Annotated in this window: 21 protein-coding genes; 6 read left to right on the top strand and 15 right to left on the bottom strand. The window is 72.2% G+C overall.

Going from position 1 to position 22,099, the window contains the following annotated elements; all coding sequences use genetic code 11:
- Positions 1 to 68 precede the first annotated feature (68 nt).
- The 9 genes from ACIQBL_RS24370 to ACIQBL_RS24330 form a co-directional block, all read right to left on the bottom strand.
- Positions 69 to 602, bottom strand: coding sequence for an amino-acid N-acetyltransferase (locus ACIQBL_RS24370; protein ID WP_026179546.1), 534 nt, complete (start codon positions 600 to 602; stop codon positions 69 to 71).
- Between the two features lie 9 nt (positions 603 to 611).
- Positions 612 to 1,001 (bottom strand): BlaI/MecI/CopY family transcriptional regulator, encoded by a 390-nt coding sequence (locus ACIQBL_RS24365; RefSeq protein WP_401944978.1) that lies wholly within the window; start codon positions 999 to 1,001, stop codon positions 612 to 614.
- Positions 1,002 to 1,145: 144 nt separating this feature from the next.
- Positions 1,146 to 1,325: a hypothetical protein gene (locus ACIQBL_RS24360; protein WP_043685379.1), complete on the bottom strand. Its 180-nt coding sequence runs from the start codon at positions 1,323 to 1,325 to the stop codon at positions 1,146 to 1,148.
- Between the two features lie 48 nt (positions 1,326 to 1,373).
- A complete protein-coding gene (locus ACIQBL_RS24355; protein WP_401945076.1) occupies positions 1,374 to 2,021 on the bottom strand; it encodes a hypothetical protein in 648 nt (215 codons plus the stop codon).
- 632 nt (positions 2,022 to 2,653) lie between these two features.
- Positions 2,654 to 3,451, bottom strand: a complete 798-nt coding sequence (locus tag ACIQBL_RS24350) for a type III pantothenate kinase (RefSeq protein ID WP_200680630.1) — start codon at positions 3,449 to 3,451, stop codon at positions 2,654 to 2,656.
- Between the two features lie 2 nt (positions 3,452 to 3,453).
- Positions 3,454 to 4,431, bottom strand: coding sequence for a carboxylating nicotinate-nucleotide diphosphorylase (gene nadC / locus ACIQBL_RS24345; RefSeq protein ID WP_401944976.1), 978 nt, complete (start codon positions 4,429 to 4,431; stop codon positions 3,454 to 3,456).
- Positions 4,432 to 4,436: 5 nt separating this feature from the next.
- Positions 4,437 to 6,155, bottom strand: a complete 1,719-nt coding sequence (locus ACIQBL_RS24340; RefSeq protein ID WP_401944974.1) for an L-aspartate oxidase — start codon at positions 6,153 to 6,155, stop codon at positions 4,437 to 4,439.
- Positions 6,152 to 7,159 (bottom strand): pantoate--beta-alanine ligase, encoded by a 1,008-nt coding sequence (panC, locus tag ACIQBL_RS24335; RefSeq protein WP_401944973.1) that lies wholly within the window; start codon positions 7,157 to 7,159, stop codon positions 6,152 to 6,154. The genes ACIQBL_RS24340 and panC overlap by 4 nt, the downstream gene beginning before the upstream one ends.
- Complete coding sequence (locus ACIQBL_RS24330; RefSeq protein WP_401944971.1) at positions 7,156 to 8,076, bottom strand: Rossmann-like and DUF2520 domain-containing protein; 921 nt, start codon at positions 8,074 to 8,076, stop codon at positions 7,156 to 7,158. Before ACIQBL_RS24330 ends, panC begins: the two co-directional genes overlap by 4 nt.
- A 185-nt stretch (positions 8,077 to 8,261) precedes the next feature.
- Here ACIQBL_RS24330 and ACIQBL_RS24325 point away from each other — a divergent pair, with 185 nt between their 5' ends.
- On the top strand, positions 8,262 to 9,479 hold the full coding sequence (locus tag ACIQBL_RS24325) for a threonine aldolase family protein (RefSeq protein WP_401944970.1): 1,218 nt from the start codon (positions 8,262 to 8,264) through the stop codon (positions 9,477 to 9,479).
- Between the two features lie 67 nt (positions 9,480 to 9,546).
- Here the strand turns inward: ACIQBL_RS24325 and ACIQBL_RS24320 are convergent, their stop codons facing one another.
- Positions 9,547 to 9,819, bottom strand: coding sequence for a hypothetical protein (locus tag ACIQBL_RS24320; RefSeq protein WP_401944968.1), 273 nt, complete (start codon positions 9,817 to 9,819; stop codon positions 9,547 to 9,549).
- A 41-nt stretch (positions 9,820 to 9,860) separates the two neighbouring features.
- Between ACIQBL_RS24320 and ACIQBL_RS24315 the strand changes: the two genes are divergently transcribed.
- Positions 9,861 to 10,970: a DUF5937 family protein gene (locus tag ACIQBL_RS24315; RefSeq protein ID WP_401944966.1), complete on the top strand. Its 1,110-nt coding sequence runs from the start codon at positions 9,861 to 9,863 to the stop codon at positions 10,968 to 10,970.
- 30 nt (positions 10,971 to 11,000) lie between these two features.
- On the opposite strand, the gene ACIQBL_RS24310 is transcribed toward ACIQBL_RS24315, so the two are convergent.
- Both ACIQBL_RS24310 and ACIQBL_RS24305 read right to left on the bottom strand, forming a co-directional pair.
- Positions 11,001 to 11,672, bottom strand: a complete 672-nt coding sequence (locus tag ACIQBL_RS24310; RefSeq protein ID WP_401944964.1) for a response regulator — start codon at positions 11,670 to 11,672, stop codon at positions 11,001 to 11,003.
- 83 nt (positions 11,673 to 11,755) lie between these two features.
- Positions 11,756 to 12,961: a sensor histidine kinase gene (locus tag ACIQBL_RS24305; RefSeq protein WP_401944963.1), complete on the bottom strand. Its 1,206-nt coding sequence runs from the start codon at positions 12,959 to 12,961 to the stop codon at positions 11,756 to 11,758.
- A 118-nt stretch (positions 12,962 to 13,079) separates the two neighbouring features.
- Here ACIQBL_RS24305 and ACIQBL_RS24300 point away from each other — a divergent pair, with 118 nt between their 5' ends.
- Positions 13,080 to 14,111, top strand: coding sequence for an SAM-dependent methyltransferase (locus ACIQBL_RS24300; RefSeq protein ID WP_401944962.1), 1,032 nt, complete (start codon positions 13,080 to 13,082; stop codon positions 14,109 to 14,111).
- A 68-nt stretch (positions 14,112 to 14,179) separates the two neighbouring features.
- Here ACIQBL_RS24300 and ACIQBL_RS24295 read toward each other — a convergent pair whose 3' ends face one another.
- On the bottom strand, positions 14,180 to 15,331 hold the full coding sequence (locus ACIQBL_RS24295) for an NADH-quinone oxidoreductase subunit D (protein ID WP_401944960.1): 1,152 nt from the start codon (positions 15,329 to 15,331) through the stop codon (positions 14,180 to 14,182).
- 31 nt (positions 15,332 to 15,362) lie between these two features.
- On the opposite strand from ACIQBL_RS24295, the gene ACIQBL_RS24290 reads away from it, so the two are divergent.
- Complete coding sequence (locus ACIQBL_RS24290) at positions 15,363 to 15,863, top strand: PH domain-containing protein (protein ID WP_401944958.1); 501 nt, start codon at positions 15,363 to 15,365, stop codon at positions 15,861 to 15,863.
- Entirely contained in the window at positions 15,860 to 17,215 is a 1,356-nt protein-coding gene (locus tag ACIQBL_RS24285; RefSeq protein WP_401944956.1) for a PH domain-containing protein, read from the top strand. Before ACIQBL_RS24290 ends, ACIQBL_RS24285 begins: the two co-directional genes overlap by 4 nt.
- 40 nt (positions 17,216 to 17,255) lie before the next feature.
- Here the strand turns inward: ACIQBL_RS24285 and ACIQBL_RS24280 are convergent, their stop codons facing one another.
- Together ACIQBL_RS24280 and ACIQBL_RS24275 are read right to left on the bottom strand one after the other, a co-directional pair.
- Positions 17,256 to 18,611: a hypothetical protein gene (locus tag ACIQBL_RS24280; RefSeq protein ID WP_401944955.1), complete on the bottom strand. Its 1,356-nt coding sequence runs from the start codon at positions 18,609 to 18,611 to the stop codon at positions 17,256 to 17,258.
- Between the two features lie 81 nt (positions 18,612 to 18,692).
- A complete protein-coding gene (locus ACIQBL_RS24275; RefSeq protein ID WP_401944953.1) occupies positions 18,693 to 19,823 on the bottom strand; it encodes an alpha/beta hydrolase in 1,131 nt (376 codons plus the stop codon).
- Positions 19,824 to 20,046: 223 nt separating this feature from the next.
- On the opposite strand from ACIQBL_RS24275, the gene ACIQBL_RS24270 reads away from it, so the two are divergent.
- On the top strand, positions 20,047 to 21,858 hold the full coding sequence (locus ACIQBL_RS24270) for a phosphatidylglycerol lysyltransferase domain-containing protein (protein WP_401944952.1): 1,812 nt from the start codon (positions 20,047 to 20,049) through the stop codon (positions 21,856 to 21,858).
- Positions 21,859 to 22,099: the final 241 nt, after the last annotated feature.

The raw sequence follows: 22,099 nt of genomic DNA, 5'->3' as shown, positions 1-22,099 counted from the left end.
GCGTTTCGGACATAGGGAACCTGGGCAGGGCGTCCCCGCCGAAGTCCCCGCCGAATTGGGCGCGGCGATCACAGATGCAGAAGCATCCGGCTGTTGCCCAAGGTGTTCGGTTTCACTCGTTCGAGACCGAGGAACTCCGCCACGCCCTCGTCATAGGAACGCAACAGCTCCGCGTAGACATCGGTGTCGACGGGTGTCTCACCGATCTCCACGAAGCCGTGCTTCGAGAAGAAGTCCACTTCGAAGGTGAGACAGAAAACGCGACGAACGCCTAGCCAGCGAGCCGTGTGCAGCAACTTCTCCAGCAACTGATGACCTACACCGGCGCCCTTCAACCCGGGCTTCACCGCGAGAGTGCGGACTTCCGCGAGGTCTTCCCACATGACATGCAGAGCGCCGCAGCCGACGACCTCCGCGTTGTCGTCCCGTTCGGCGACCCAGAACTCCTGTATGTCCTCGTAAAGGGTCACCGTCGCTTTGTCGAGCAGGATGCGACCGCGGACGTAGGCGTCAAGGAGTCGGCGCACCGCCGGCACATCGCCGGTCCGGGCCCGCCGGACGGTGATGGCTTTCGCGGTGACTTCGGGCTGCTCTGCTGACATGAGCGGACGCTATCGCCCGCCGCCGGAGGGCGTGGAGCCGGGGTTCTCGACGCGATCCGGGGGTTCGGGTGTTTCCGGTCCCTGGACGATGCGTACGGCGCTGCGCAGGGCTTCGCGCTGTTCGTCGCTCATCATGCCGAAGAAGGCGACGAGAGCGGCGGCGGGGTTGTCGCTCTGGGACCAGGCGTCGTTCATCAGGGCGGCGGAGTAGGCGGCTCGTGTGGAGACCGCCTCATATCGATACGCCCGGCCTTCCGCCTCACGACGCACCCAGCCCTTCTGATGGAGATTGTCCAAAACGGTCATCACCGTGGTGTACGCGATGGACCGTTCCTGCTGAAGGTCTTCCAGGACTTCTCGAACGGTCACCGGGCGGTTCCACTTCCACACCCGCGTCATGACCGAGTCTTCGAGTTCTCCCAATGGGCGAGGCACAGCTCAGAACCATAGTGGAAAAGGCACAAAAAGGGCGTACGACTCGGAAAGCACGCGCACGCGTGCGGGAGTCGTACGCCCTTGAAGGCGCCGCCGAAAGCGGAAGGTTCAGGCGTCGGTGGCCGAAGAGGCCTGGCGGGCGCTCTCCGCGCGCGCGATGGCGGCGTCGACGGCCGCGTCCTCCTTGGCCTTCATGGCCCCGCCCTGGGTCTTCACGATGACCCGGATCAGTCCGATGAAGAACACGGCCATGACGACCGGGGGCACGAGCGCGGAGACATAGTCCATGCCGTCCAGAGTAGCCACGGGCCCGAAGGGGGGCGGGGCGGGGTCGGTTCAGCCGGCGGCGAGCTGCTGCGGCGGGTTCGCGGGCGGCGATGCCGGTTTGCGCCGCGGAAAGACCTCGCCCGGCGTGGGGATGGGCCGGGACGGCTTCGGCGCCGCCGGCGGAGGCGTGGGCGCGGGCCGCTCCACGGGCTTGCGCACCGGCTCCTTGGCGTCCTCCCCGGCAGGCCCCCCGACCATCCCCGAAGGGCGCTCGGAGAGGCCTCCAGGAAGCGCCAGGAGGCGGGTACGGGAGGCCGGGACGGTCGGGGCGGGCCTGACGGTCGTGCGGCGGGCGAGGCGCGCGCGTACGTCCTGTTCGGCGAGCGTGAGGCAGCGGTCCAGGACAGCGGCGGCCGCCGGGTTGCCGCGCAGCGCCCGCAGCGCGGAGAGGTCGTCGACGTCCGGGCGGTACCCGGCGCCGAGCGCCTCCTCCAGGAGCGTGAGGTAACCGGCGGTGGTACCGGGCAGGGCGGCGCGGTACCGGGCGAGGTCGGCGACCAGGAAGGCGCGCAGCCGGACTCCCTCGCGTACCGCCTCGTCGAGGGATTCGGCGAGCCGGAGGCAGTCCTGGACGTCCTCGGCCGAGGCGGTTTTGGGCTGGAGGGCGAGGGCGAGAGCGCGACGGAGCACACGCAGCTCCTCCGCACCGAACGCCATGCCGCCGCGGGATCCGTATGGCGTGGGCATGCGGCGACGATACGCGCTAATCAGACAAATTCGACATAGGGGGCGGGTGTGGCGCGGGGTTTTCGCCCAGAGGCGGGCAGCGGGTGCCGCGTACCGGGCAGCCGCGCGATGGCCGCCACCAAGGCTCCGTCGCCCGCGTGGCACCCACCGTTGGTGCGCGGCGGCACCCCGCGCGCGGGAGCGGCACCGGTGGGGCTGGGGCGCCGGCAGGCGGCAGGCGGCAGGCGGCAGGCGGCAGGCCAGCCTCATCCCTGCGCACTCTCGGGCAGCAGCGCCACGACCGGCACCACACGCGCACGCCAGCCGCCCTCGGGGCGGGACGGCAACCCTACGGGCGCGGGAAACGACACCTCGTGGGCACGCGCGAGCAACACCTGCGGGGGCGGGAGGAGCGCCGCCCGGCGGCAGGCAGCGGCTGATCCGCCGCGCACCCGGCAGTCGCACCACGACCGGCACCAGCGCCCGCGCGCGCCACGGCAGCCGCCCACTGGGCGCGGCGGCACCCTACGGACGCAGGAAACAGCACCTCATGGGCACGCGCGAGCGACATCTACGGGGCGGGGGCTGCGCCCGGCGGCAGGCAGCCTCGGCCCGCTACCGGGTCACATCCGCGAGACGTTCCGCTCGTAGACCAGGCGCAGCCCGATCAGCGTCAGCCAGGGCTCGTGTTCGTCGATCACCGAGGCCTCGCCCAGGACCATCGGGGCCAGGCCGCCGGTCGCGATCACCGTCACGTCCTCCGGGTCGTCCGCCAGCTCCTTGGCCATCCGGGTGACGACTCCGTCGACCTGGCCGGCGAACCCGTAGACGATGCCCGACTGCATCGCCTCGACGGTGTTCTTGCCGATCACGCTGCGGGGCCTCGCCACCTCGATCTTGCGCAGCTGGGCGCCCTTGACGCCGAGTGCCTCGACCGAGATCTCGATACCGGGGGCGATGACACCGCCGATGTACTCCCCGCGCGCGGAGACCGCGTCGAACGTGGTCGCCGTACCGAAGTCGACGACGATCGCGGGGCCGCCGTAGAGCTCGACGGCGGCGACCGCGTTGATGATGCGGTCCGCGCCGACCTCCTTGGGGTTGTCGGTCAGGATCGGGACGCCCGTCTTGACGCCCGGTTCGACGAGGACGGCGGGCACGTCGCCGTAGTAGCGGCGGGTGACCTCGCGCAGTTCGTGCAGGACGGACGGGACGGTGGCGCAGATCGCGATGCCGTCGATGCCGTCGCCCAGCTCCTCTCCGAGGAGCGGGTGCATGCCCATCAGGCCCTGGAGGAGGACGGCGAGTTCGTCGGCGGTGCGGCGCGCGTCCGTGGAGATGCGCCAGTGTTCGATGATCTCTTCGCCGTCGAACAGACCCAGGACGGTGTGCGTGTTGCCCACGTCGATCGTGAGGAGCATGACTACTGCGCCTCACGGAGGTCGAGGCCGATGTCCAGGATCGGCGCGGAGTGGGTCAGGGCCCCTACGGCGAGGTAGTCCACCCCGGTGTCGGCGTACGCCTTGGCGTTGTCCAGGGTGAGCCGACCGGAGGCCTCCAGGGCGGCGCGGCCGTGCACGATGCCGACGGCCTCCGCGCACTCGCCGGGGGTGAAGTTGTCCAGGAGGATCAGGTCGGCGCCGGCGTCGAGGACGTCGCGGAGCTGGTGCAGGGTGTCGACCTCGACCTCGATCGGTACGTCCGGGAAGGCCTCCCGTACGGCCTTGAAGGCCTGGGCGACGCCGCCCGCGGCGACCACGTGGTTGTCCTTGACGAGGGCCGCGTCCGAGAGGGACATGCGGTGATTGACGCCCCCGCCGCAGCGGACCGCGTACTTCTCCAGGGAGCGCAGGCCGGGCGTCGTCTTGCGGGTGTCGCGGACCTTCGCCTTCGTGCCGTCCAGGGCGTCGGCCCACGCGCGCGTGGCGGTCGCGATGCCGGAGAGGCGGCACAGGATGTTGAGCGCGCTGCGCTCGGCGGTCAGGAGGTCACGCGTGCGCGTGGTGACCGACAGGAGCTTCTGTCCGGCCTCCACGCGGTCGCCGTCCTCCACGTGCCGCTCGACCTCGAACGCGTCGGTGCAGACCACGGAGACCACCGCTTCGGCGACCCTCAGGCCCGCCACGACACCGGCCTCGCGCGCGGTGAAGTCGGCTGTGGCGACGGCCTCTTCGGGGATGGTCGCGACGGTCGTCACGTCCACTCCGTGGTCCAGGTCCTCCTGGATGGCGACATTGGCGATGTCCTCGACCTCCAGGGGGTCGAGTCCGGCGTCGGCCAGGAGTCCGGCGAGCGCGGGATCGAGACCGCACTCCAGATACTCCGCGTCGTCGCCCGCGCCACAGGCACAGCCGTCACCGCAGCCGCCGCTGTCGGCGAGGGGAAGGTCGTGGGTGCTCACGTCTGTCACTGCTCCTGGGGACGGTGCTGCAGGGTCGGGGGGAAGTCTGCGGTGTCCGTGGTGTGTACGGCCAGCGTGCGGTCCGGATTCAGCCGTACGACGATGTGGCGGCGCCAGTCGGTGTCGTCACGGTCGGCGTGGTCCTCGCGCCAGTGGCAGCCCCGGGTCTCCTCGCGCTGCCGGGCGGCGGTGACCAGGACGCGGGCCACGCACAGGAGGTTGGTGGCCTCCCAGGTGTCGACGCCGGGCTCGGCGGTCTTGCCGTTCTCGTCGAGGGCGTCACGGGCGTCGGTGTGCAGCTGCTGGAGCTGTCCGGCTGCCCTGGCGAGGGAGTCGGCGGAGCGCAGGACGCCCGCGCCCTCGGTCATGATCCGCTGGATCGCGAAGCGGGCCTCCGGGGCGAGCAGCGGGTGCGCGGGCTTCTGGGGGTGCGGGACGGGCTCGGGCACGCGCGCGTGGAGGGCGTTCTCCGCCTGGTTCCCGGTGATGTCGGCGACGATGCGCTCGGCGTAGACGAGGCCTTCGAGGAGCGAGTTGGAGGCGAGCCGGTTCGCGCCGTGCACACCGGTGCAGGCGACCTCCCCGCACGCGTACAGGCCGGGGACGGTCGTACGGCCCCGGGAGTCGGTGCGGACGCCCCCGGAGGCGTAGTGGGCGGCCGGGGCGACCGGGACGGGCTCGCTGACCGGGTCGATGCCGTGGCTGCGGCAGGCGGCGAGGATCGTCGGGAAGCGGTGCTCCCACATGTCGGCGCCGAAGTGCCGGGCGTCGAGGAACATGTGCTCGGCGTCCTGCTCCTGCATGCGCCGCATGATGCCCTTGGCCACGATGTCCCGGGGCGCGAGTTCGGCCAGTTCGTGCTGGCCCACCATGAAGCGCACGCCGTCGGCGTCGACCAGGTGGGCGCCCTCGCCGCGCACCGCCTCGGAGACGAGGGGCTGCTGGCCCTCCGCGTCGGCGCCGAGGAACAGCACGGTCGGGTGGAACTGCACGAACTCCAGGTCGGAGACCTCGGCACCCGCGCGGAGCGCGAGGGCGACCCCGTCGCCCGTCGACACGGACGGGTTGGTGGTCGCGGAGAAGACCTGCCCCATGCCGCCGGTCGCGAGGACCACGGCGGGCGCGTGCACGGCTCCCACACCGTCGTGCTGGCCCTCGCCCATGACGTGCAGGCTCACGCCCGCCGTACGGCCCTCCGCGTCCGTCAGGAGGTCCAGCACGAGCGCGTTCTCGATCGTGCGCAGCCCACGCGCGCGTACGGCCTCGACGAGCGCCCGGGAGATCTCGGCGCCGGTCGCGTCCCCGCCGGCGTGCGCGATACGGCGCCGGTGGTGGCCGCCCTCGCGGGCCAGCTCCAGCCCTCCCTCGGCGGCCTCGTCGAAGTGGGCACCGGTCTCGATGAGCCGTCGCACGGCGTCGGGGCCCTCGGTGACGAGGATCCGGACGGCCTCCTCGTCGCACAGGCCCGCGCCCGCCACCAGGGTGTCGTCCAGGTGCTGTTCGGGGGTGTCGCCCTCCCCGAGGGCCGCGGCGATACCGCCCTGCGCCCAGCGGGTGGAGCCGTCGTCGAGGCGGGCCTTGGTGACGACGACCGCTCGCAGGCCCGCCGCCTCACAACGCAGGGCCGCGGTCAGCCCGGCCACTCCTGAGCCGACCACCACCACGTCCGCGGCGATGGACCACCCGGGGGCGGGGGCGTGCAGTCGTATGCCTGTGCTGGTCACGAGGCGGCTCCGAAGGTTCCGAAAGCGAGTGGGATGTTGTCGATCAGCCGGGTCGTCCCGACCCGGGCGGCGACGGCGAGGACGGCCTCTCCGGTGAAGTCCTCGTCGACGTCCGTGAAGTCGGACGGGTCGACCAGGGCGAGGTAGTCCAGGGCGAGCGGCGGGTCCAGGCGGGCGGCGTTGTCGAGGACCAGGCGGGCGGCGGCACGGACCGACGCCGGGTTGCCGGGGCCGGGGGCGGCCTTGGCGACGGCGTGCGCGTCGGCCGCCGCGCGGGACTCCCCTATGGCGCTGAGCGCCTCGGCACGCGCGTGCGTGGCGGGCACTTCGCGGGCCCGCGCGCGCAGCGCCTCCTGGGCGGCGTGCCGGTCGCGGCCCGCGAACAGGGCCTGGGAGAGGGCGAGCGCGGTACGCCGCTCCCGGGGGGACAGATAGCGGTTGCGGCTGGACAGGGCCAGGCCGTCGGCCTCGCGCACGGTCGGCACGCCGACGATCTCCGTGCCGAAGTTCAGGTCGCGCACCATGCGGCGGATCAGGGCGAGCTGCTGGGCGTCCTTCTGCCCGAACAGGGCCACGTCGGGGCGGGTGAGGTGCAGCAGTTTGGCGACGACGGTGAGCATGCCGTCGAAGTGGCCGGGGCGGACCGCGCCCTCCAGGCGTTCACCCATGGGGCCCGCCGAGACGCGCACCTGGGGTTCGCCACCGGGGTAGACCTCGTCCACGGAAGGCGCGAACACCGCTTCGGCGCCCGCCTGTTCGGCGATCTTGAGGTCGGCGTCCAGGGTGCGCGGATAGCGGTCGAGGTCCTCGCCCGCGCCGAACTGCAGCGGGTTCACGAAGACGGTGACCACGACCTCGCCGTCGGGTCCGGCGATCTCGCGCGCGGTGCGGACCAGCGTGGCGTGGCCCTCGTGGAGGGCGCCCATCGTCATCACGACGGCGCGACGGCCCGCACGCGTGCGTGCGTGGAGTTCGTCGGCGGTGCGGAGCAGGACGGTGGTCATCCGGCGTCTCCCTCGGTGCCGTTGGCGAGTACCCCGAGGAGGTCCTCGGCGAGTTCCGGCTTGAGGAGCCCGTGGGCCAGGGCCCGGTCGGCGGTCGCGCGGGCCATCGCCAGATAGCCGGCGACGGTCTGCGGGGCGTGCTTGCGCAACTCGGTGACGTGCGCGGCGACGGTGCCCGCGTCCCCGCGCGCGACGGGCCCGGTGAGTGCCGCGTCGCCGGAGCGCAGGGCGTTGTCCAGGGCGGCGCCCAGCAGCGGGCCGAGCATCCGGTCGGGGGCCTCGACGCCGGCCGTGCGCAGCAGCTCCATGGACTCGGCGACCAGGGTCACCAGGTGGTTGGCGCCCAACGCGAGGGCCGCGTGGTAGAGCGGGCGGTTCTCCTCGGCGATCCACTCGGGCTCGCCGCCCATCTCGATCACCAGGGCCTCGGCGGCCAGCCGCAGCTCCTCGGGCGCGGTGACCCCGAAGGAGCACCCGGCGAGACGCTGCACGTCCACAGGGGTGCCCGTGAACGTCATCGCGGGGTGCAGGGCCAGCGGCAGCGCGCCGACCCGCAGAGCGGGGTCCAGGACCCTCGCGCCGTACCGCCCGGAAGTGTGCACGAGGAGCTGCCCGGGGCGTACGGCACCGGTGTCGGCGAGGCCCTCCACGAGTCCGGGCAGGGCGTCGTCCGGGACGGTGAGCAGGACCAGGTCGGAGCGCTCCAGGACCTGGGCGGGCGTGACGACGGGCACGTCGGGGAGCAGCAGCGCGGCCCGTCGCCTGGACGCGTCGGAGACCCCGGAGACGGCCACCGGGCGGTGCCCGGCGAGCTGGAGGGACGCGGCCAGCGCGGGGCCCACCCGGCCGGCGCCGACGACACCGACGGCGAGCCGCGCGGGGCGGTCCTTGGGCTCTGGCTGTTGGAATGTACTCACGCGACGGCGGCCTTCCCGTTCCAGTCCGCTCCGGGTACCGGACGATTTCTCGTCATGTTAACGCGATCGGTTCGAGGGGCGTCCGGTTGTCCACAGGCTGTGGGTTGTCGCACAGCGGCGACGTACGGGAAAGCCCGGGGAAATCGAGGTGCTCTCGCGGACCCGCGCCAGGCATCATCCGGAGCATGAGCGATGCGGCGGAACAGAGCGAGGATCAGACGGAGCAGGGCGAGCGGGGAGCGGAGCCGACAACCGACGAGGAGCGGCTCCTGGCGCGCCGCAAGCGGCGTAACAGCGCGAACCGGAGCGCGGAGCGCGCCCTCGCGCGCCTCGGCTTCCTGGGACCCCTCCGGGAGCGGCTCGCCTTCGTGCAGGAGGCGGCCGAGCGGTACGACCTGGACGAGACGTCCGACATGTACGGCAACGGCGTCGTCGAGACCCTGGAGAAGAGGGTCGCCGGACTGCTCGGCAAGGAAGCCGCCGCGTTCTTCCCCACCGGCACGATGGCCCAGCAGGTCGCCCTGCGCTGCTGGGCGGGCCGCACCGGAAACCCGGCGGTCGCCCTGCATCCGCTCGCCCACCCCGAAGTGCACGAACGGGACGCGTTCAGCCAGGTCGGCGGGTTGCGCCCGGTCCATGTGACGAGCGAGCCCCGGCAGCCGACCGCCGACGAGGTGCGCGACTTCCCCGAGCCCTTCGGGGCGCTGATGCTCGAACTGCCCCTCCGGGACGCCGGTTTCGTCCTGCCCACCTGGGACGAACTCTCCGCCGTCGTCGAGGCCGCCCGCGAACGCGACGCGGTGGTCCACTTCGACGGCGCCCGCCTGTGGGAGTCCGCCTCCCACTTCGGCCGCCCGCTCGACGAGATCGCCGACCTGGCCGACAGCGTCTACGTGTCGTTCTACAAGTCCCTCGACGCCCTCGGCGGCGCCGCGCTCGCCGGTCCGAAGACCCTGATCGACGAGGCGAAGACCTGGCGGCACCGGTACGGCGGCATGGTCTTCCAGCAGTTCCCCACCGCGCTCACGGCCCTCGCGGGCCTGGACCGGGAACTGCCCCGGCTGCCCTCGTACGTGGCCCACGCGCGCGTGGTCGCCGAGGCGCTGCGCGAGGGGTTCACGGCGGCGGGCGTGCCCTGGATACGGGTCCAGCCAGAGCAGCCGCACACGAACGAGTTCCAGGTCTGGCTGCCGTACGACCCCGACGCGGTCTCGGAGGCCGCGATCCGGCAGGCAGAGGAGACGAAGACCGCCCTCTTCGCCAACCCCTGGGACGCGAAGGGTCCGGGTCTGGCGGTCACCGAGGTCTATGTGCGGGCCGCCGCCCTGGAGTGGACGGCCGACGACGTGAAGGCGGCGGTCGCGGACTTCGTGGTCAGGCTCAAGGAGGAGACGGCCCTCTAGAAGGCGGCCTCACGGCTGTGCGGGGCACGAGGAGGGCCCTGGGCAGGCGGAACGCGCGGGCGGGCCGTCAGCAAGCGGAACGCGTGTGCGGGTGCAGCCACCGGCCCAGGGCCCGCCGCAGCCGCCCCCGGGCCGGGCGCCCCGCGCCGACCGCGCGGAACCGCCGGTAGCCGCGCGGTTCGCGGGCGGTCCGCCACTCGTGGGCGCCGGACGGGGGCGGGGGTGCCTCGCCGAGCCGCCGGGCGCGGTAGGTGTCGAGGTAGTACTGCTGGGTGCCGCTCCTGTCTCCAGGCTGCGCCGCTCCCCGGTGGCTGTCGCGTCGATTGACGGGCGCCGTCAATCGAGGGGGCGTTGTCAGTGGCGGGGTGCACGATGGGGGACATGAGCGTGCACATCGACATCACCGGGCTGCGGCAGGAGCGGATCACCTTCGCGCCCTCGCCCCTGGGCGAGCTGTGCATGGCGCTCCACGCGCTGTCCGAGCCGGGGCACCATCCCGGCCTCCAGGGCTGGGTCACCGGCGTCACGGCCCGGCTGGACCCGCATCTGGCCGACCGGATGTGCGAGGCCGACTTCCTGTGGCGGTCGACGTTCTCCGACCTGTTCCTGCCGTACGCGGGCATCCCGGGCCGCAGCACGCTCCCCGGGTCCACGCTCGCCGAGGAGCTGGACCTCCTGGACAAGCTGACGGACGAGCAGTTCGTGGACGCGGCGATGGAGTTCACGACCTGCGCCCTCACGTACAGCACGGGCGGACCCGGCCCGCTCACCGACACCGGGATCCGGCGGCGCGCCCTGGAGCAGGCGGCGGCGCGCGGCCCGGGTCAACTGGCTTTCACCGAGCGGCTGTTGACCGACCCGCCGCGGACCAGGGCCTGGCTGCGGCAGTTCCTGGAGGACTGCGACGAGGCCTTCTTCGCGGAGACCTGGTCCCGGATGCACGACCAGCTCGCGGCCGACGCCCGCCACAAGACGGACCTCCTGCGGCGCAAGGGCCTCGCGGAGGCCCTGAAGTCGATGTCCACGGCGGTGGCCCTCGACGAGGGCGCCACCCGCATCACGGTCGACAAACTCGGCACCGGCCGCACGGCGACACAGGACGGCGGCCTCCTCCTGGTGCCCACCAGCCTGGGCTGGCCGCACCTGACGGTCCTGTTCCGGTACGGCTGGCAGCCCGTGGTGCACTACCCCGTGGGCACGCCCAAGCTCGCCGCACCGCCCTCCCTGGAGCAGCTGACCCTGCGGATGACCGCCCTGTCCCACCCGGTCCGCATGCGCCTGTGCCGCAGCCTGGCCCGCACCGCCTTCACCACGAGCGAGCTGACCCAGGTGCACGGCATGACCGCCCCCGAGATATCCCGCCACCTCGGCGTCCTGAAGAAGGCCGGCCTGATCACCACCCGCCGCCGGGGCCGCTACGTCCTGCACCAGCTGGACGTCACGACGGTGGCCCGCCTGGGCAGCGACTTCCTGGAGGGCATCCTCAGATAGCCGCCCCCGGACAGCCGGAGGGGTGACTCCTCAGCCGTGGCCGCCGGCCCGCACCAGCCCCGTCTCGTACGCCAGGACCACCACCTGCACCCGGTCCCGCAGGCCGAGCTTGGTCAGGATGCGGCCGACATGGGTCTTCACGGTCGCCTCGGACAGCACCAGATGGGCCGCGATCTCGCCGTTGGACAGGCCCTGGGCGACGAGGATCATGACCTCGCGCTCGCGCTCGGTGAGGCGCTCCAGCTCCTTGTGCCGGGGCTCCTTGCCGGTGGCGGGCAGCATCGGGGCGAAGCGGTCCAGGAGCCGGCGGGTCGTCGAGGGCGCCACCACGGCGTCCCCGCTGTGCACGGAGCGGATCGCGGTGAGGAGTTCGCCGGGCGGCACGTCCTTGAGCATGAAGCCGGAGGCGCCCGCCTTCAGCCCGGAGAAGGCGTACTCGTCGAGGTCGAAGGTGGTCAGGATCAGCACCTTCGGCGGGTTCTCGCCCTGGCAGATACGGCGGGTGGTCTCCACCCCGTCCAGCTTGGGCATACGGACGTCCATCAGCACCACGTCGACCGCGGTCGCGGCCAGCACCTGAAGGGCCTCGACACCGTCGCCCGCCTCCGCGACGACCTCCATGTCCGGCTGGGCGGCGAGCACCATCCGGAACCCGGTGCGCAGCAGCACCTGGTCGTCGACGAGCATCACGCGGATCGTCATGGGGGTCATCTTCCGTTCGGTCGGCGGGTGGTGGTGCGGGTCCTTACAGGTGTCAATGCCCGGCGCGCGAAAGGCGTCGGTGGTCAGTGCGCGGGTTTGAGCGGCAGCAGCGCGCTGATGCGGAAACCGCCGCCGGGCCGCGGTCCCGCGTCCAGGGTGCCCCCGACCATGCCGACCCGCTCGCGCATACCGATCAGACCATGCCCCTGGCCGTCGGCGCCGCCCTCCTCGTACAGCTCGTGCGGGGCGCCCTTGCCGTCGTCCTCGACGAGCAGCCCGAGACCGTCGTCGAAGTAGACCAGGCGCACACTGGCGCCCGTGTTCGGGCCGCCGTGCTTGCGGGTGTTGGTGAGCGCCTCCTGCACGATCCGGTACGCCGTCAGCTCGACGCCGCTCGGCAGCGGGCGCGGGGTGCCCTCGACCTTGAAGTCGACGGGCAGTCCGGACGTACGGCACTGCTCGATCAGGTCGTCGATCTGCTCCACGTCCGGCTGCGGGACGTACTCGCCGGCCTCCTTGTGCTCGCCGGTGCGCAGCACGCCCAGCAGGCGGCGCATCTCGGCGAGGGCCTGGCGGCCGGTGGAGGAGATGGTCTCCAGGGCCTTCTTGGCCTGGTCCGGCGCCGAGTCGAGGACATAGGCGGCGCCGTCGGCCTGGACCACCATCACCGACACGTTGTGCGCGACCACGTCGTGCAGCTCGCGGGCGATCCGGGCGCGCTCGGCGGCGACCGCGACCTTGGCCTGCGCCTCGCGCTCCTTCTCCAGCCGGGCGGCGCGCTCCTCCAGCTGCGCGAAGTACGCGCGCCGGGTGCGCATCGAGTCGCCGAGCACCCAGGCCAGCGCGAACGGCACGGTCTGGAAGATCGCCAGCGCGACCAGCCCGGCGGTACTGGTGTGTTCCTGGGGCCAGCGGATCTGCGCCAGGGTCGCCGCGGACAGACCGGCGGCCAGGGCGAAGCGGGAGGCCCAGCGGGCACCGATCGCGGCGACCGTGTAGACGATCACCAGCATGGCGAAGTCGGCCACCACGGGCTCGATGTCGAGGACCAGCTGCACGAGGCCCGTCGCGCCGGCCAGGACGAGCATCTTCTCCGGCCAGCGGCGGCGCAGCGCGATCGCCGCACACATCACGGCGGACGCCGCGATCGCCCCGGCGGCCGTCCCGTGACGGCCCGACGCGTAGCTGGTACTGGCGATGCTCACGCCGCTCAGCCCCAGCAGGAAGACAGCCCAGAAGGTGTCGACCCATGTCGGGTGTCTGCGGAGGAAGTCGTAGAGGCGCTGCACGTAACCCAGCGTAGGGAAGCGTGAAGTGTGCGGGGGTCAACCGGAGGATCGATCCGTATACGTCCGGCGTACTCCCCAAGGTGGAGGCCCCGTTGTCCTCTGCACTTACTCTGACCACGTGACGGAAGACACCACGGGCCGGTGGCGCGGCTGGCGGACGGCCGCCGAGGAGGCCCTGTACGGGCCTGTGGGCTTCTATCGCAGGCCCGAGGGACCCGCCGGGCACTTCCGTACGTCGGTGCACGCGTCGGCGCTGTTCGCGGGGGCCGTGGCGCGGCTGCTGTGCCGGGTGGACGAGGCGCTGGACCGGCCGGCGGCGCTGGACTTCGTGGACCTGGGCGCGGGCCGCGGCGAGCTGGTGACCGGCGTGCTCGCCGCCCTGCCCGCCGAAGTGGCCGCACGCGTGCGTGCCCACGGCGTCGAGATCGCCGACCGCCCAGAAGGGCTCGATCCCCGCGTCGGGTGGCTGACCGAGTCCCCGAAGGAGATCACCGGGCTGCTGTTCGCCAACGAGTGGCTCGACAACGTACCCGTGGACGTCGCCGAGGTGGACTCCGCCGGCGTACCGCGGCTCGTGCTCGTCCGGGAGGACGGGACCGAGCGGCTCGGGGAACCGGTGTCCGGTGCGGAGGCCGCGTGGCTCGCGCGCTGGTGGCCGCCGACGCCCGAGGAGGGGCTGCGCGCCGAGATCGGCCTCCCCAGGGACACCGCCTGGGCGTCCGCCGTCGCCCGCGTCGACCGGGGGCTCGCGATCGCCGTCGACTACGCGCACACCACCGACACGCGCCCCCCGTTCGGCACGCTCACCGGTTTCCGCGAGGGCCGTGAGACGGCCCCCGTACCGGACGGCTCGTGCGACATCACGGCGCACGTCGCCCTGGACGCCTGCGCGGAAGCGGGCGCGACGGCGGCCGACGCAGCGGGCGCACTCTCCGGCGCACGCCTGCTCACGCAACGCGCCGCCCTGCGCGCCCTCGGTGTCACGGGCGCGCGCCCCCCGCTCACGCTGGCCTCCACAGACCCGACGGCGTACGTCCGCGCCCTCGCGAGCTCCGGCGAGGCGGCCGAACTCACCGCGGCCGGCGGACTCGGCGACTTCGGCTGGCTTGTCCATTCGGTTGGAATTCCGGACCCACTCGACGAACCGTGAACAGCCGCTACTTGACCCCTACTTGTCGCTGTCGTACTTGTCACTGTCGTACTTGTCGCTGTCGCCGACTACTTGTCGATGTCCCCGACCACGAAGAACAACGACCCCAGAATCGCCACCATGTCCGCCACCAGCGTCCCCGGCAGCAGCACGGCGAGCGCCTGGATGTTGTTGTAGGACGCCGAGCGCAGCTTCAGCCGGTACGGGGTCTTCTCGCCCTTGCTGACGAGGTAGTAGCCGTTGATGCCGAGCGGGTTCTCGGTCCACGCGTACGTGTGCCCCTCGGGCGCCTTCAGGACCTTCGGGAGCCGCTGGTTGATCGGACCGGGCTCCAGCGCGGCGAGCCGGTCGAGGCAGGCGTCCGCGAGGTCGAGCGCGTTGTGGGTCTGCTCCAGGAGCACCTCGAAGCGGGCGAGACAGTCGCCCTCCTGGCGGGTGACGACCTTCAGGGTGTCCTGGAGTTCGCCGTACGCGAGGTACGGCTCGTCGCGCCGCAGGTCGAAGTCGACGCCCGAGGCGCGCGCGATGGGCCCGCTCACCCCGTAGGCGTGCACGGCCTCGGGAGACAGCGCGCCCACCCCGCGCGTACGCCCCCGGAAGATCTCGTTGCCGAGCACCAGGTCGTCGAAGCGGTCCATGCGGGAACGCACGGCGGCGACGGCTTCACGCGCGCGTGAGGCCCATCCGGCGGGAAGGTCCTCCTTGAGGCCGCCGACCCGGTTGAACATGTAGTGCATGCGCCCGCCGGAGACCTCCTCCATGACGTTCTGGAGCACCTCGCGTTCCCGGAACGCGTAGAACACCGGGGTGATCCCGCCGAGTTCCAGGGGGTACGACCCCAGGAACATCAGGTGGTTGAGCACCCGGTTCAGCTCGGCGAGCAGCGTGCGTGTCCACACCGCGCGCGGGGGGACCTCCATGCCGAGCATCCGCTCCACGGCGAGGACCACGCCCAGCTCGTTCGAGAAGGCCGACAGCCAGTCGTGGCGGTTGGCGAGCATGATGATCTGGCGGTAGTCGCGCGCCTCGAAGAGCTTCTCGGCGCCGCGGTGCATATAGCCGATCACCGGCTCCGCGTGCTGGATGCGCTCGCCGTCCAGGACGAGCCGCAGGCGCAGCACTCCGTGCGTGGAGGGATGCTGGGGGCCGATGTTGAGCACCATGTCGGTGCTCTCCGCGGCGCCGCCGATCCCGACCATGGTCTCCGTCGTGGGAGTCATGGACACAGTCTCTCGTACGTACGCTTGCGGCATGGAAACGGGGACTGCCGCGCACGACGACGCGGCGCGCGAGCCGCTGTGGACCGGGCTGCCGCCGGGGCTGCTGAAGATGCGACGGCTGTTGCTGGTGGTGTGGCTGGGCCTGCTGACCGCGGTCCTGGGCGCGCTCCTGAACCTGTTCGCCGGGCCCGTCTGGGCGGCGTTCGCGCTGCTGCCGCTCGGCGTCATGGCATGGGGCTGGGTGGTCCTGGGCCGCAACTGGCGCTCCTGGCGGTACGCCGAGCGCGCCGACGACCTGCTGATCAGCAGGGGTGTGCTGTGGCACCACGAGACGATCGTGCCGTACGGGCGGATGCAGCTCGTGGAGGTGACCTCGGGGCCCGTCGAGCGGCACTTCGGGCTCGCGAGCGTGCAGTTGCACACAGCCGCGGCGGCGACCGACGCGACGATCCCGGGGCTGGTCCCGGCCGAGGCCGAACGGCTGCGCGACCGGCTCACCGAGCTGGGCGAGGCCCGATCGGCGGGGCTGTGACGACGCCCGGCGCCGAGAAGGACGTACCCGAGGCCACCGAGGCCGTACGGGAGCAAGTGTCTGTCGTGGAGCGGCGGTTGCATCCGGTGACGCCGTTGCGCCGGGCGTGGGCGCCGGTCGCCGTCATCATCGGGTGGGCGGTGCACGACCCCAACCAGGCGCAGGAACAGCTGACCCGGCTGACCACCGTCACCCTGCTGATCGCGCTGGCCGTGATCGTGCCGGCCGCCGGTCTGTACGGCTTCCTGACCTGGTGGTTCACCCACTTCTCGGTGACCGACACCGAACTGCGCATCCGTACCGGCCTGTTGTTCCGGCGCACCGCGCACATCCGGCTGGAGCGCATCCAGGCCGTCGACGTGACACAGCCCCTCCTCGCGCGCGTGGCGGGCGTCGCCAAGCTCAAGCTCGACGTCGTGGGGACGGACAAGAAGGACGAACTCGCCTTCCTGGGCGAGGACGAGGCGCGGGCGCTGCGGGCCGAACTGCTCGCGCGGGCGGCCGGGTTCGCCCCCGAGACCGCGCACGAGGTCGGCGAGGCGCCCTCGCAGCAGCTGCTGCACGTGCCTGCCGGGGTCCTCGCGGTGTCCCTGGTGCTGACCGGCGCCACCTGGGGGTCGCTGGCCGCCGCACTCGTCGTACCGCCGCTCCTGTGGCTCGCCACCCACAGCGTGTGGACGGTCCTCGCGACCGCGCTGCCGCTGCTGGGCGCGGCGGGCGCGAGCAGTGTGGGGCGGTTCGTCGGCGAGTACGACTGGACGGTGGGCGAGTCCCCGGACGGGCTGCGCATCGACCACGGGCTGCTGGACCGCACGCACGAGACGGTGCCGCCGGGGCGGGTGCAGACCGTGCGGATCGTGGAACCGCTGCTGTGGCGGCGGCGCGGATGGGTGCGGGTCGAGCTGGACGTGGCCGGTTCGTCCAACTCCGTGCTGGTACCGGTCGCCCCGCGCGAGATCGCCGAGTCGGTCGTCGCGCGCGTGCTGCCCGGGGTGACGGTGCCGCCGCTCCCGGCGCTGTCCCGCCCTCCGCGACGGGCGCACTGGTGCGTGCCGCTGTGGTGGCGTGGCTACGGCCTCGCGGTCACCGACACGGTGTTCGCGGCCCGGCACGGGCTGCTGCGCCGGAGCCTGGCGCTGGTGCCGCACGCGAAGGTGCAGAGCGTACGGCTCAAGCAGGGGCCCTGGGAGCGGCTCTGGCGGCTCGCCGAGGTGCACGTGGACACCGGGGCCAACAAGACCGTCACAGCCCGTCTGCGGGACGCGGAGGAGGCCGCGGAGCTGCTCGCCGGACAGGCCGAGCGGTCACGGACGGGCCGCAGGGACGCGCGGCCGGACCGCTGGATGGCCTGAGGCCCGGTCAGGACCCGGTCAGGACCCGGTCAGGACCCGGTCAGGAAGCCGCGGTCCGCAGTCCGGGGAGGTTGATCTGCTCGGTCTCGTCGTGCGCCGTCAGGTCGATGACCTGGACCGCGCCGACACCGCGCGACCGCTCGTCGGCCGGCTTGAACTGCGACTCGGCCTCCGCCTTGTGCACCGCGAGGGCCTCCTGGCCCACGACGTCGGCGAGATCCTCGTTCTGTACGGCGTCCATCGCGGCGGTCGTCGACCCCTTCTGCATGCCGAAGAAGTCGAACCCGCCCGCGATCATCGGCCGCCGTACGGGGGCCGCCGGTACGACCGCCACCGCGGTCGGCACGGTGAAGTGCCCCGAGAGCGGCACGGGCGGGGTGGACTTCACGGCCGGGGGGACGGCGGCCGCGTGCTCATGCCCGTCGACCGCCTCGGGCTTCCCCTCCGCCTCGTCCTCCCGCGCGGCCTCCGGCTCGGTGGCGCCGCCGCCGGCCTCCACCGGGGCGGGCTCGGCCGGCGCGGAGTCGTCGTCCTTCGGGGCGGGCGCCGCGGACTCGGCGTCGTCGTCGAGCCGGACCAGCGCCGCCTTGGCCCGCAGGAACAGCTTGGACCCCTCCGGGGAGAACACCGCGGCGACCGCGGGCTTCTTCTCCTCGACGACTTCGGCCTCCGCCTCGGAAACCTCGGACTCCTCGTCCTCGGTCCCGGCCTCGGCGTCCGCCTCTACGCCCGTCTCCGCGTCGGTCTCGTCCTGGCTCTCGGCCTCGGTCTTGGTCTTGGTTCCGGACGTGGTCTCGACCGCGGCAGCCACAGCCCCGGTGTCGTCCGCGTCATCCGTGTCGAATTCGTCGTCCTGGAGATCCATGAGATCCGCGTCCACGTCCGCCGCGACGTCGTCGTCGCCGTGCGCCGAGATCGTCGGCAACGCGCGCGTGGGTTCCGCGGCCTCTATCTCCAGCAGGCGGCGGCCCTCCAGAGCGCTGGCGCGCTCGGTCTCCGCCGTGGCGTACCGGCGCAGCAGTGCCGCGTGTTCGTTGCGCAGGCCCGCGAGTTCCGTGCGCTTGGCGCGCAGCTTGTGCTCCAGCTTGACGCGCAGTTCGCGCGACTCGTCGAGGTCGGACTCGAGTTCGGCGAGCCGCTCCTCGTAGCGCCACTCGTCGCTCGTACGCGCGCGTACCAGGTCGGCGACCTGTTTGCCCGCCTGAGTGTCCCAGCGGCGCATGACGGCCGCGCCGACGAGCGCGGTCGCGGCGGCGATCGCCGCGACTATGCGGAGCGCCGCCGCCTGTGAGAAGACCCAGGGCCCGAAGGCGCAGACGAGCGACACGCCCGCGATCGCCGAAGGAGGCAACAACCGGTGCAACGGCGGGGAATGGCGGTGACGTCCACGTGGCATGGCCAGAAACTTACCGCGCGTAGGCGAATCATGGTGCCCCGCGCGGTAAAAACACAGCCACCCCTATTCCCTCCCACGGGTTCACCGGTCACTCAGCCGCCCGCTGATCCACCCCAGGGCCGCCGGGATCTCCCGCCGCCAGGTGTTGAAGTTGTGCCCGCCGCTGTCCAGGATGATCGACGCGATACGGGTGGAGTTGTTGGCCCGTACCCGGTCGATGAATTTCAGGGTGTCCTTGTAATTGTGTTCACCGACCTTGCTGCTGGTGACGAGCAGTGAGGTGTCGGGCCCGGGCCGGTGCTTGAGGTACCACCACAGGTCGGCCTCGTCGCGCAGCGTCCCGTTCCCCTGGAAGAGGTCGCCCGTGGTGGGGTCGCTGGGCGCCTTGTAGTACGGCGAGAGGCCGACGCCCGCCGCGAACACCCCGGGGTGGTGCATGGCGAGCTTGAGGGCGCAGTAACCGCCCGTGGAATCACCGATGATTCCCCAGCTCCCGGGCTTTTTGTCCACCCTGTAGTGGGCCGTTACGGCGTCGGGCAGGTCCTTGGCGAAGAACGACTCGGTCTGCGGCCCGCCCGGGACGTCCACGCACTCGGTGTCGCGCGGGGGAGCCACCGTGGGCCGCATCATCACCAGGATCATCGGCCGCATACGGCCGCCCTTGGCCAACTCCAGGGCCGTACGCGGGTAGTTCAGCTTGTCGACGAGCGCCTTGGCGGTGCCCGGGTACCCCGTGAGGACGACCGTGGCGGGGAACGTGTGGGTGCGGTACCGGGGCTGGAAGTACTCCGGCGGGAGGTAGACGTAGGCGGGGGTGGCGATGTGGGTCGTACGGCCCACTATGGCGACGCGCTGCACCTGGCCCACGCTCTGCGGCAGTGAGGCGCCGCCCGGTGCGTCCACCCTCCGGGTCTCGACCACGTGGAGGGGTCCGCCGGCGCCCTGGAGGGCCGTGTGGTCGACGACGACGCCCTGGGCGGTCTCCCTGCCGAACAGGTCGGCCCAGCTGGCGTAGAACCCGAAGGCCTGGTTGGCGCCGAGGCCGACGGAGACGAAGAGCACCAACTGGGTCGCCAGCAGCAGGCCCACCCGCCCGCTGACGGCCCGCCAGTTGTGTCTGGCCAGGCGGGGCCACAGCCATACTGTGCCGATGAACAGCAGCACGGCGCAGACAATCGCCAGTACCAGCACTTTCCTGCTCGTGAGTCCCATGAGCTGCCCCGCCTGCGCTTTCCGTCCGCGGCGCACGCAAGTTTCGCGAGCGTTTGCCCCGGACTTTCCTCGGCCTTTGAACCGGCTTTCCGCTGAGGAAGGAACCTCCTTCCCCTAGACACCGTCCTAGAGGGCGCAATGTCGCCGGATGCCCGAATCGGGCCCGGATCCAAGGTCTCTCGCAGAACTACGGGATGCGATGTCTGTCAGGATAGATGGGGAAATGTCGGGTGGGGTTCCGAGCCGAACAGGTCGGGTCCGGCGCATAGTCCGAGGTCCGCGCCCCGAGGTCGTTCCCACGATCGTCGCCAGGGCCTGCGCCCTCGTCGGCCTGCTGGACATCGCCGCGGGGGTGTTCCCGCGCTTCCGGCACAGCCGTATGCACACCATGGCGGAGGTGCTGCCGGGCGCGCTCGGTCCCTTCGCCGCGGCGCTCTCGCTCAGCGCCGGCGTGCTGTTGCTGCTCCTCGCGCACGGGCTCAGGCGGCGCAAGCGCCGGGCCTGGCGGGCCGCCGTCGCGCTGCTGCCGGCGGGCGCGGTGGCACAGTTCGCGTACCGGCACTCGCTCATAGGAGTCGTCATCTCGGCCGCGCTGCTCGCGCCGCTGCTGCTGCACCGGGACGAGTTCCGGGCGCTGCCCGACCCGCGCAGCCGGTGGCGCGCGCTCGCCAACTTCGTGCTCATGGGCGCCGGTTCCCTGATCCTCGGACTGGTCATCGTCAGCGTCCACTCCAAGCGCATGGTCGGCGACCCGAGCCTGGCCGATCGGATCACCCACGTCCTGTACGGCCTGTTCGGCTTCGAGGGCCCCGTCGACTACGAGGGCAGCACCTCGTGGACGGTCGCCTTCTCGCTCGGCGCCCTCGGCCTGCTCACCGCCGTGACGACGATCTACCTCGCGTTCCGGCCCGAACACCCGGCCGCCCGCCTCACCCCGGAGGACGAGACACATCTGCGCGCCCTCCTGGAGAAGCACGGCCGTCGCGACTCGCTCGGCCACTTCGCGCTGCGCCGCGACAAGGCCGTCGTCTTCTCGCCCAGCGGCAAGGCGGCGGTGACCTACCGCGTCGTGTCCGGGGTGATGCTCGCCAGCGGTGACCCGATCGGCGACGTGGAGGCCTGGCCTGGCGCCATCGAGCGGTTCATGGACGAGGCGAAGGCCCACTCCTGGACACCGGCCGTCATGGGCTGCTCCGAGACGGGCGGCGAGGTGTGGACCCGCGAGACCGGTCTCGACGCCCTGGAACTGGGCGACGAGGCGGTGGTCGACGTCGCGGATTTCTCGCTCGCCGGGCGCGCGATGCGCAACGTACGCCAAATGGTGAAGCGCATCGAGCGGGCCGGCTACGAAACCCGGGTACGGCGTGTACGTGACGTCAGTGAGGGCGAGCTGGAGCGCATCCGGCTCGCCGCCGAGGACTGGCGGGGCACCGACACCGAGCGCGGCTTCTCCATGGCACTGGGCCGTATCGGCGACCCCGAGGACGGCGACTGCTTCATCGCGACCGCCCACAAGACGGACGAAGAGCCCGGCGAGTACGGCGACCTGAAGGCGATCCTGCACTTCGTGCCCTGGGGCACCGACGGCATGTCGCTGGACCTGATGCGCCGCGACCGCTCGGCGGACCCCGGGATGAACGAACTGCTGATCGTCGCCTCCCTCCAGGCGGCACCGAAGCTCGACATCACCCGCGTCTCGCTCAACTTCGCGATGTTCCGGTCGGCCCTCGCCCGCGGCGAGAAGATCGGCGCGGGCCCGGTGCTGCGTGCCTGGCGCGGACTGCTCGTCTTCCTGTCCCGCTGGTTCCAGATCGAGTCCCTGTACAAGTTCAACGCGAAGTTCCAGCCCCGCTGGGAACCCCGCTTCGTCGTCTACCGCGCCTCGGGCGACCTCCCCCGCATCGGCTTCGCCGCGATGCAGGCAGAGGGCTTCGTCAACCTGGCCCTCCCGCTGCCGCGTTTCCTCCGCCGCCGCAAGGCCGTGGCTCCGGCCTGCGCCCACGGGCTGGCGGAACGGGACGTACGGGCGGCTTGACCGACGGGGCCGGCCTGAGCGAGGACCTCCCCCGGCGGGGGCCGTCGCCCGGACCGGCCCCGGAGTGTCTCTCCGGCCGGCCCGGGCAGTCCGCTCGGGCCGCCGGGACCGGTGGCCGCGGTCAGACGGCCCTGCACGGCCGGGGACCCCGCTCCAGGGCCTCGCGTCCCTCCCGCCGCGCGGCGGCCCGCCTGCCTCTCCCCCGCCGGACCAGCCCCCTTGGGTCCGGCCCGCGGGACCG

The organism is Streptomyces sp. NPDC088350 (genome assembly GCF_044753545.1).
GTDB lineage: Bacteria > Actinomycetota > Actinomycetes > Streptomycetales > Streptomycetaceae > Streptomyces.
The sequence above is the reverse complement of the archived record's forward strand: the minus strand, read 5'-3'. Positions and strand labels throughout refer to the sequence as shown.

What these genes read in the sequence shown, in the direction of transcription:
- ACIQBL_RS24370 (WP_026179546.1), bottom strand. Translation starts at nt 602, where the DNA reads ATGTCAGCAGAGCAGCCCGAAGTCACCGCGAAAGCCATCACCGTCCGG.
- ACIQBL_RS24365 (WP_401944978.1), bottom strand. Translation starts at nt 1,001, where the DNA reads ATGACGCGGGTGTGGAAGTGGAACCGCCCGGTGACCGTTCGAGAAGTC.
- ACIQBL_RS24360 (WP_043685379.1), bottom strand. Translation starts at nt 1,325, where the DNA reads ATGGACTATGTCTCCGCGCTCGTGCCCCCGGTCGTCATGGCCGTGTTC.
- ACIQBL_RS24355 (WP_401945076.1), bottom strand. Translation starts at nt 2,021, where the DNA reads ATGGCGTTCGGTGCGGAGGAGCTGCGTGTGCTCCGTCGCGCTCTCGCC.
- ACIQBL_RS24350 (WP_200680630.1), bottom strand. Translation starts at nt 3,451, where the DNA reads ATGCTCCTCACGATCGACGTGGGCAACACGCACACCGTCCTGGGTCTG.
- panC (WP_401944973.1), bottom strand. Translation starts at nt 7,159, where the DNA reads ATGACCACCGTCCTGCTCCGCACCGCCGACGAACTCCACGCACGCACG.
- ACIQBL_RS24325 (WP_401944970.1), top strand. Translation starts at nt 8,262, where the DNA reads ATGAGCGATGCGGCGGAACAGAGCGAGGATCAGACGGAGCAGGGCGAG.
- ACIQBL_RS24315 (WP_401944966.1), top strand. Translation starts at nt 9,861, where the DNA reads ATGAGCGTGCACATCGACATCACCGGGCTGCGGCAGGAGCGGATCACC.
- ACIQBL_RS24310 (WP_401944964.1), bottom strand. Translation starts at nt 11,672, where the DNA reads ATGACGATCCGCGTGATGCTCGTCGACGACCAGGTGCTGCTGCGCACC.
- ACIQBL_RS24295 (WP_401944960.1), bottom strand. Translation starts at nt 15,331, where the DNA reads ATGACTCCCACGACGGAGACCATGGTCGGGATCGGCGGCGCCGCGGAG.
- ACIQBL_RS24290 (WP_401944958.1), top strand. Translation starts at nt 15,363, where the DNA reads ATGGAAACGGGGACTGCCGCGCACGACGACGCGGCGCGCGAGCCGCTG.
- ACIQBL_RS24280 (WP_401944955.1), bottom strand. Translation starts at nt 18,611, where the DNA reads ATGCCACGTGGACGTCACCGCCATTCCCCGCCGTTGCACCGGTTGTTG.
- ACIQBL_RS24275 (WP_401944953.1), bottom strand. Translation starts at nt 19,823, where the DNA reads ATGGGACTCACGAGCAGGAAAGTGCTGGTACTGGCGATTGTCTGCGCC.
- ACIQBL_RS24270 (WP_401944952.1), top strand. Translation starts at nt 20,047, where the DNA reads ATGTCGGGTGGGGTTCCGAGCCGAACAGGTCGGGTCCGGCGCATAGTC.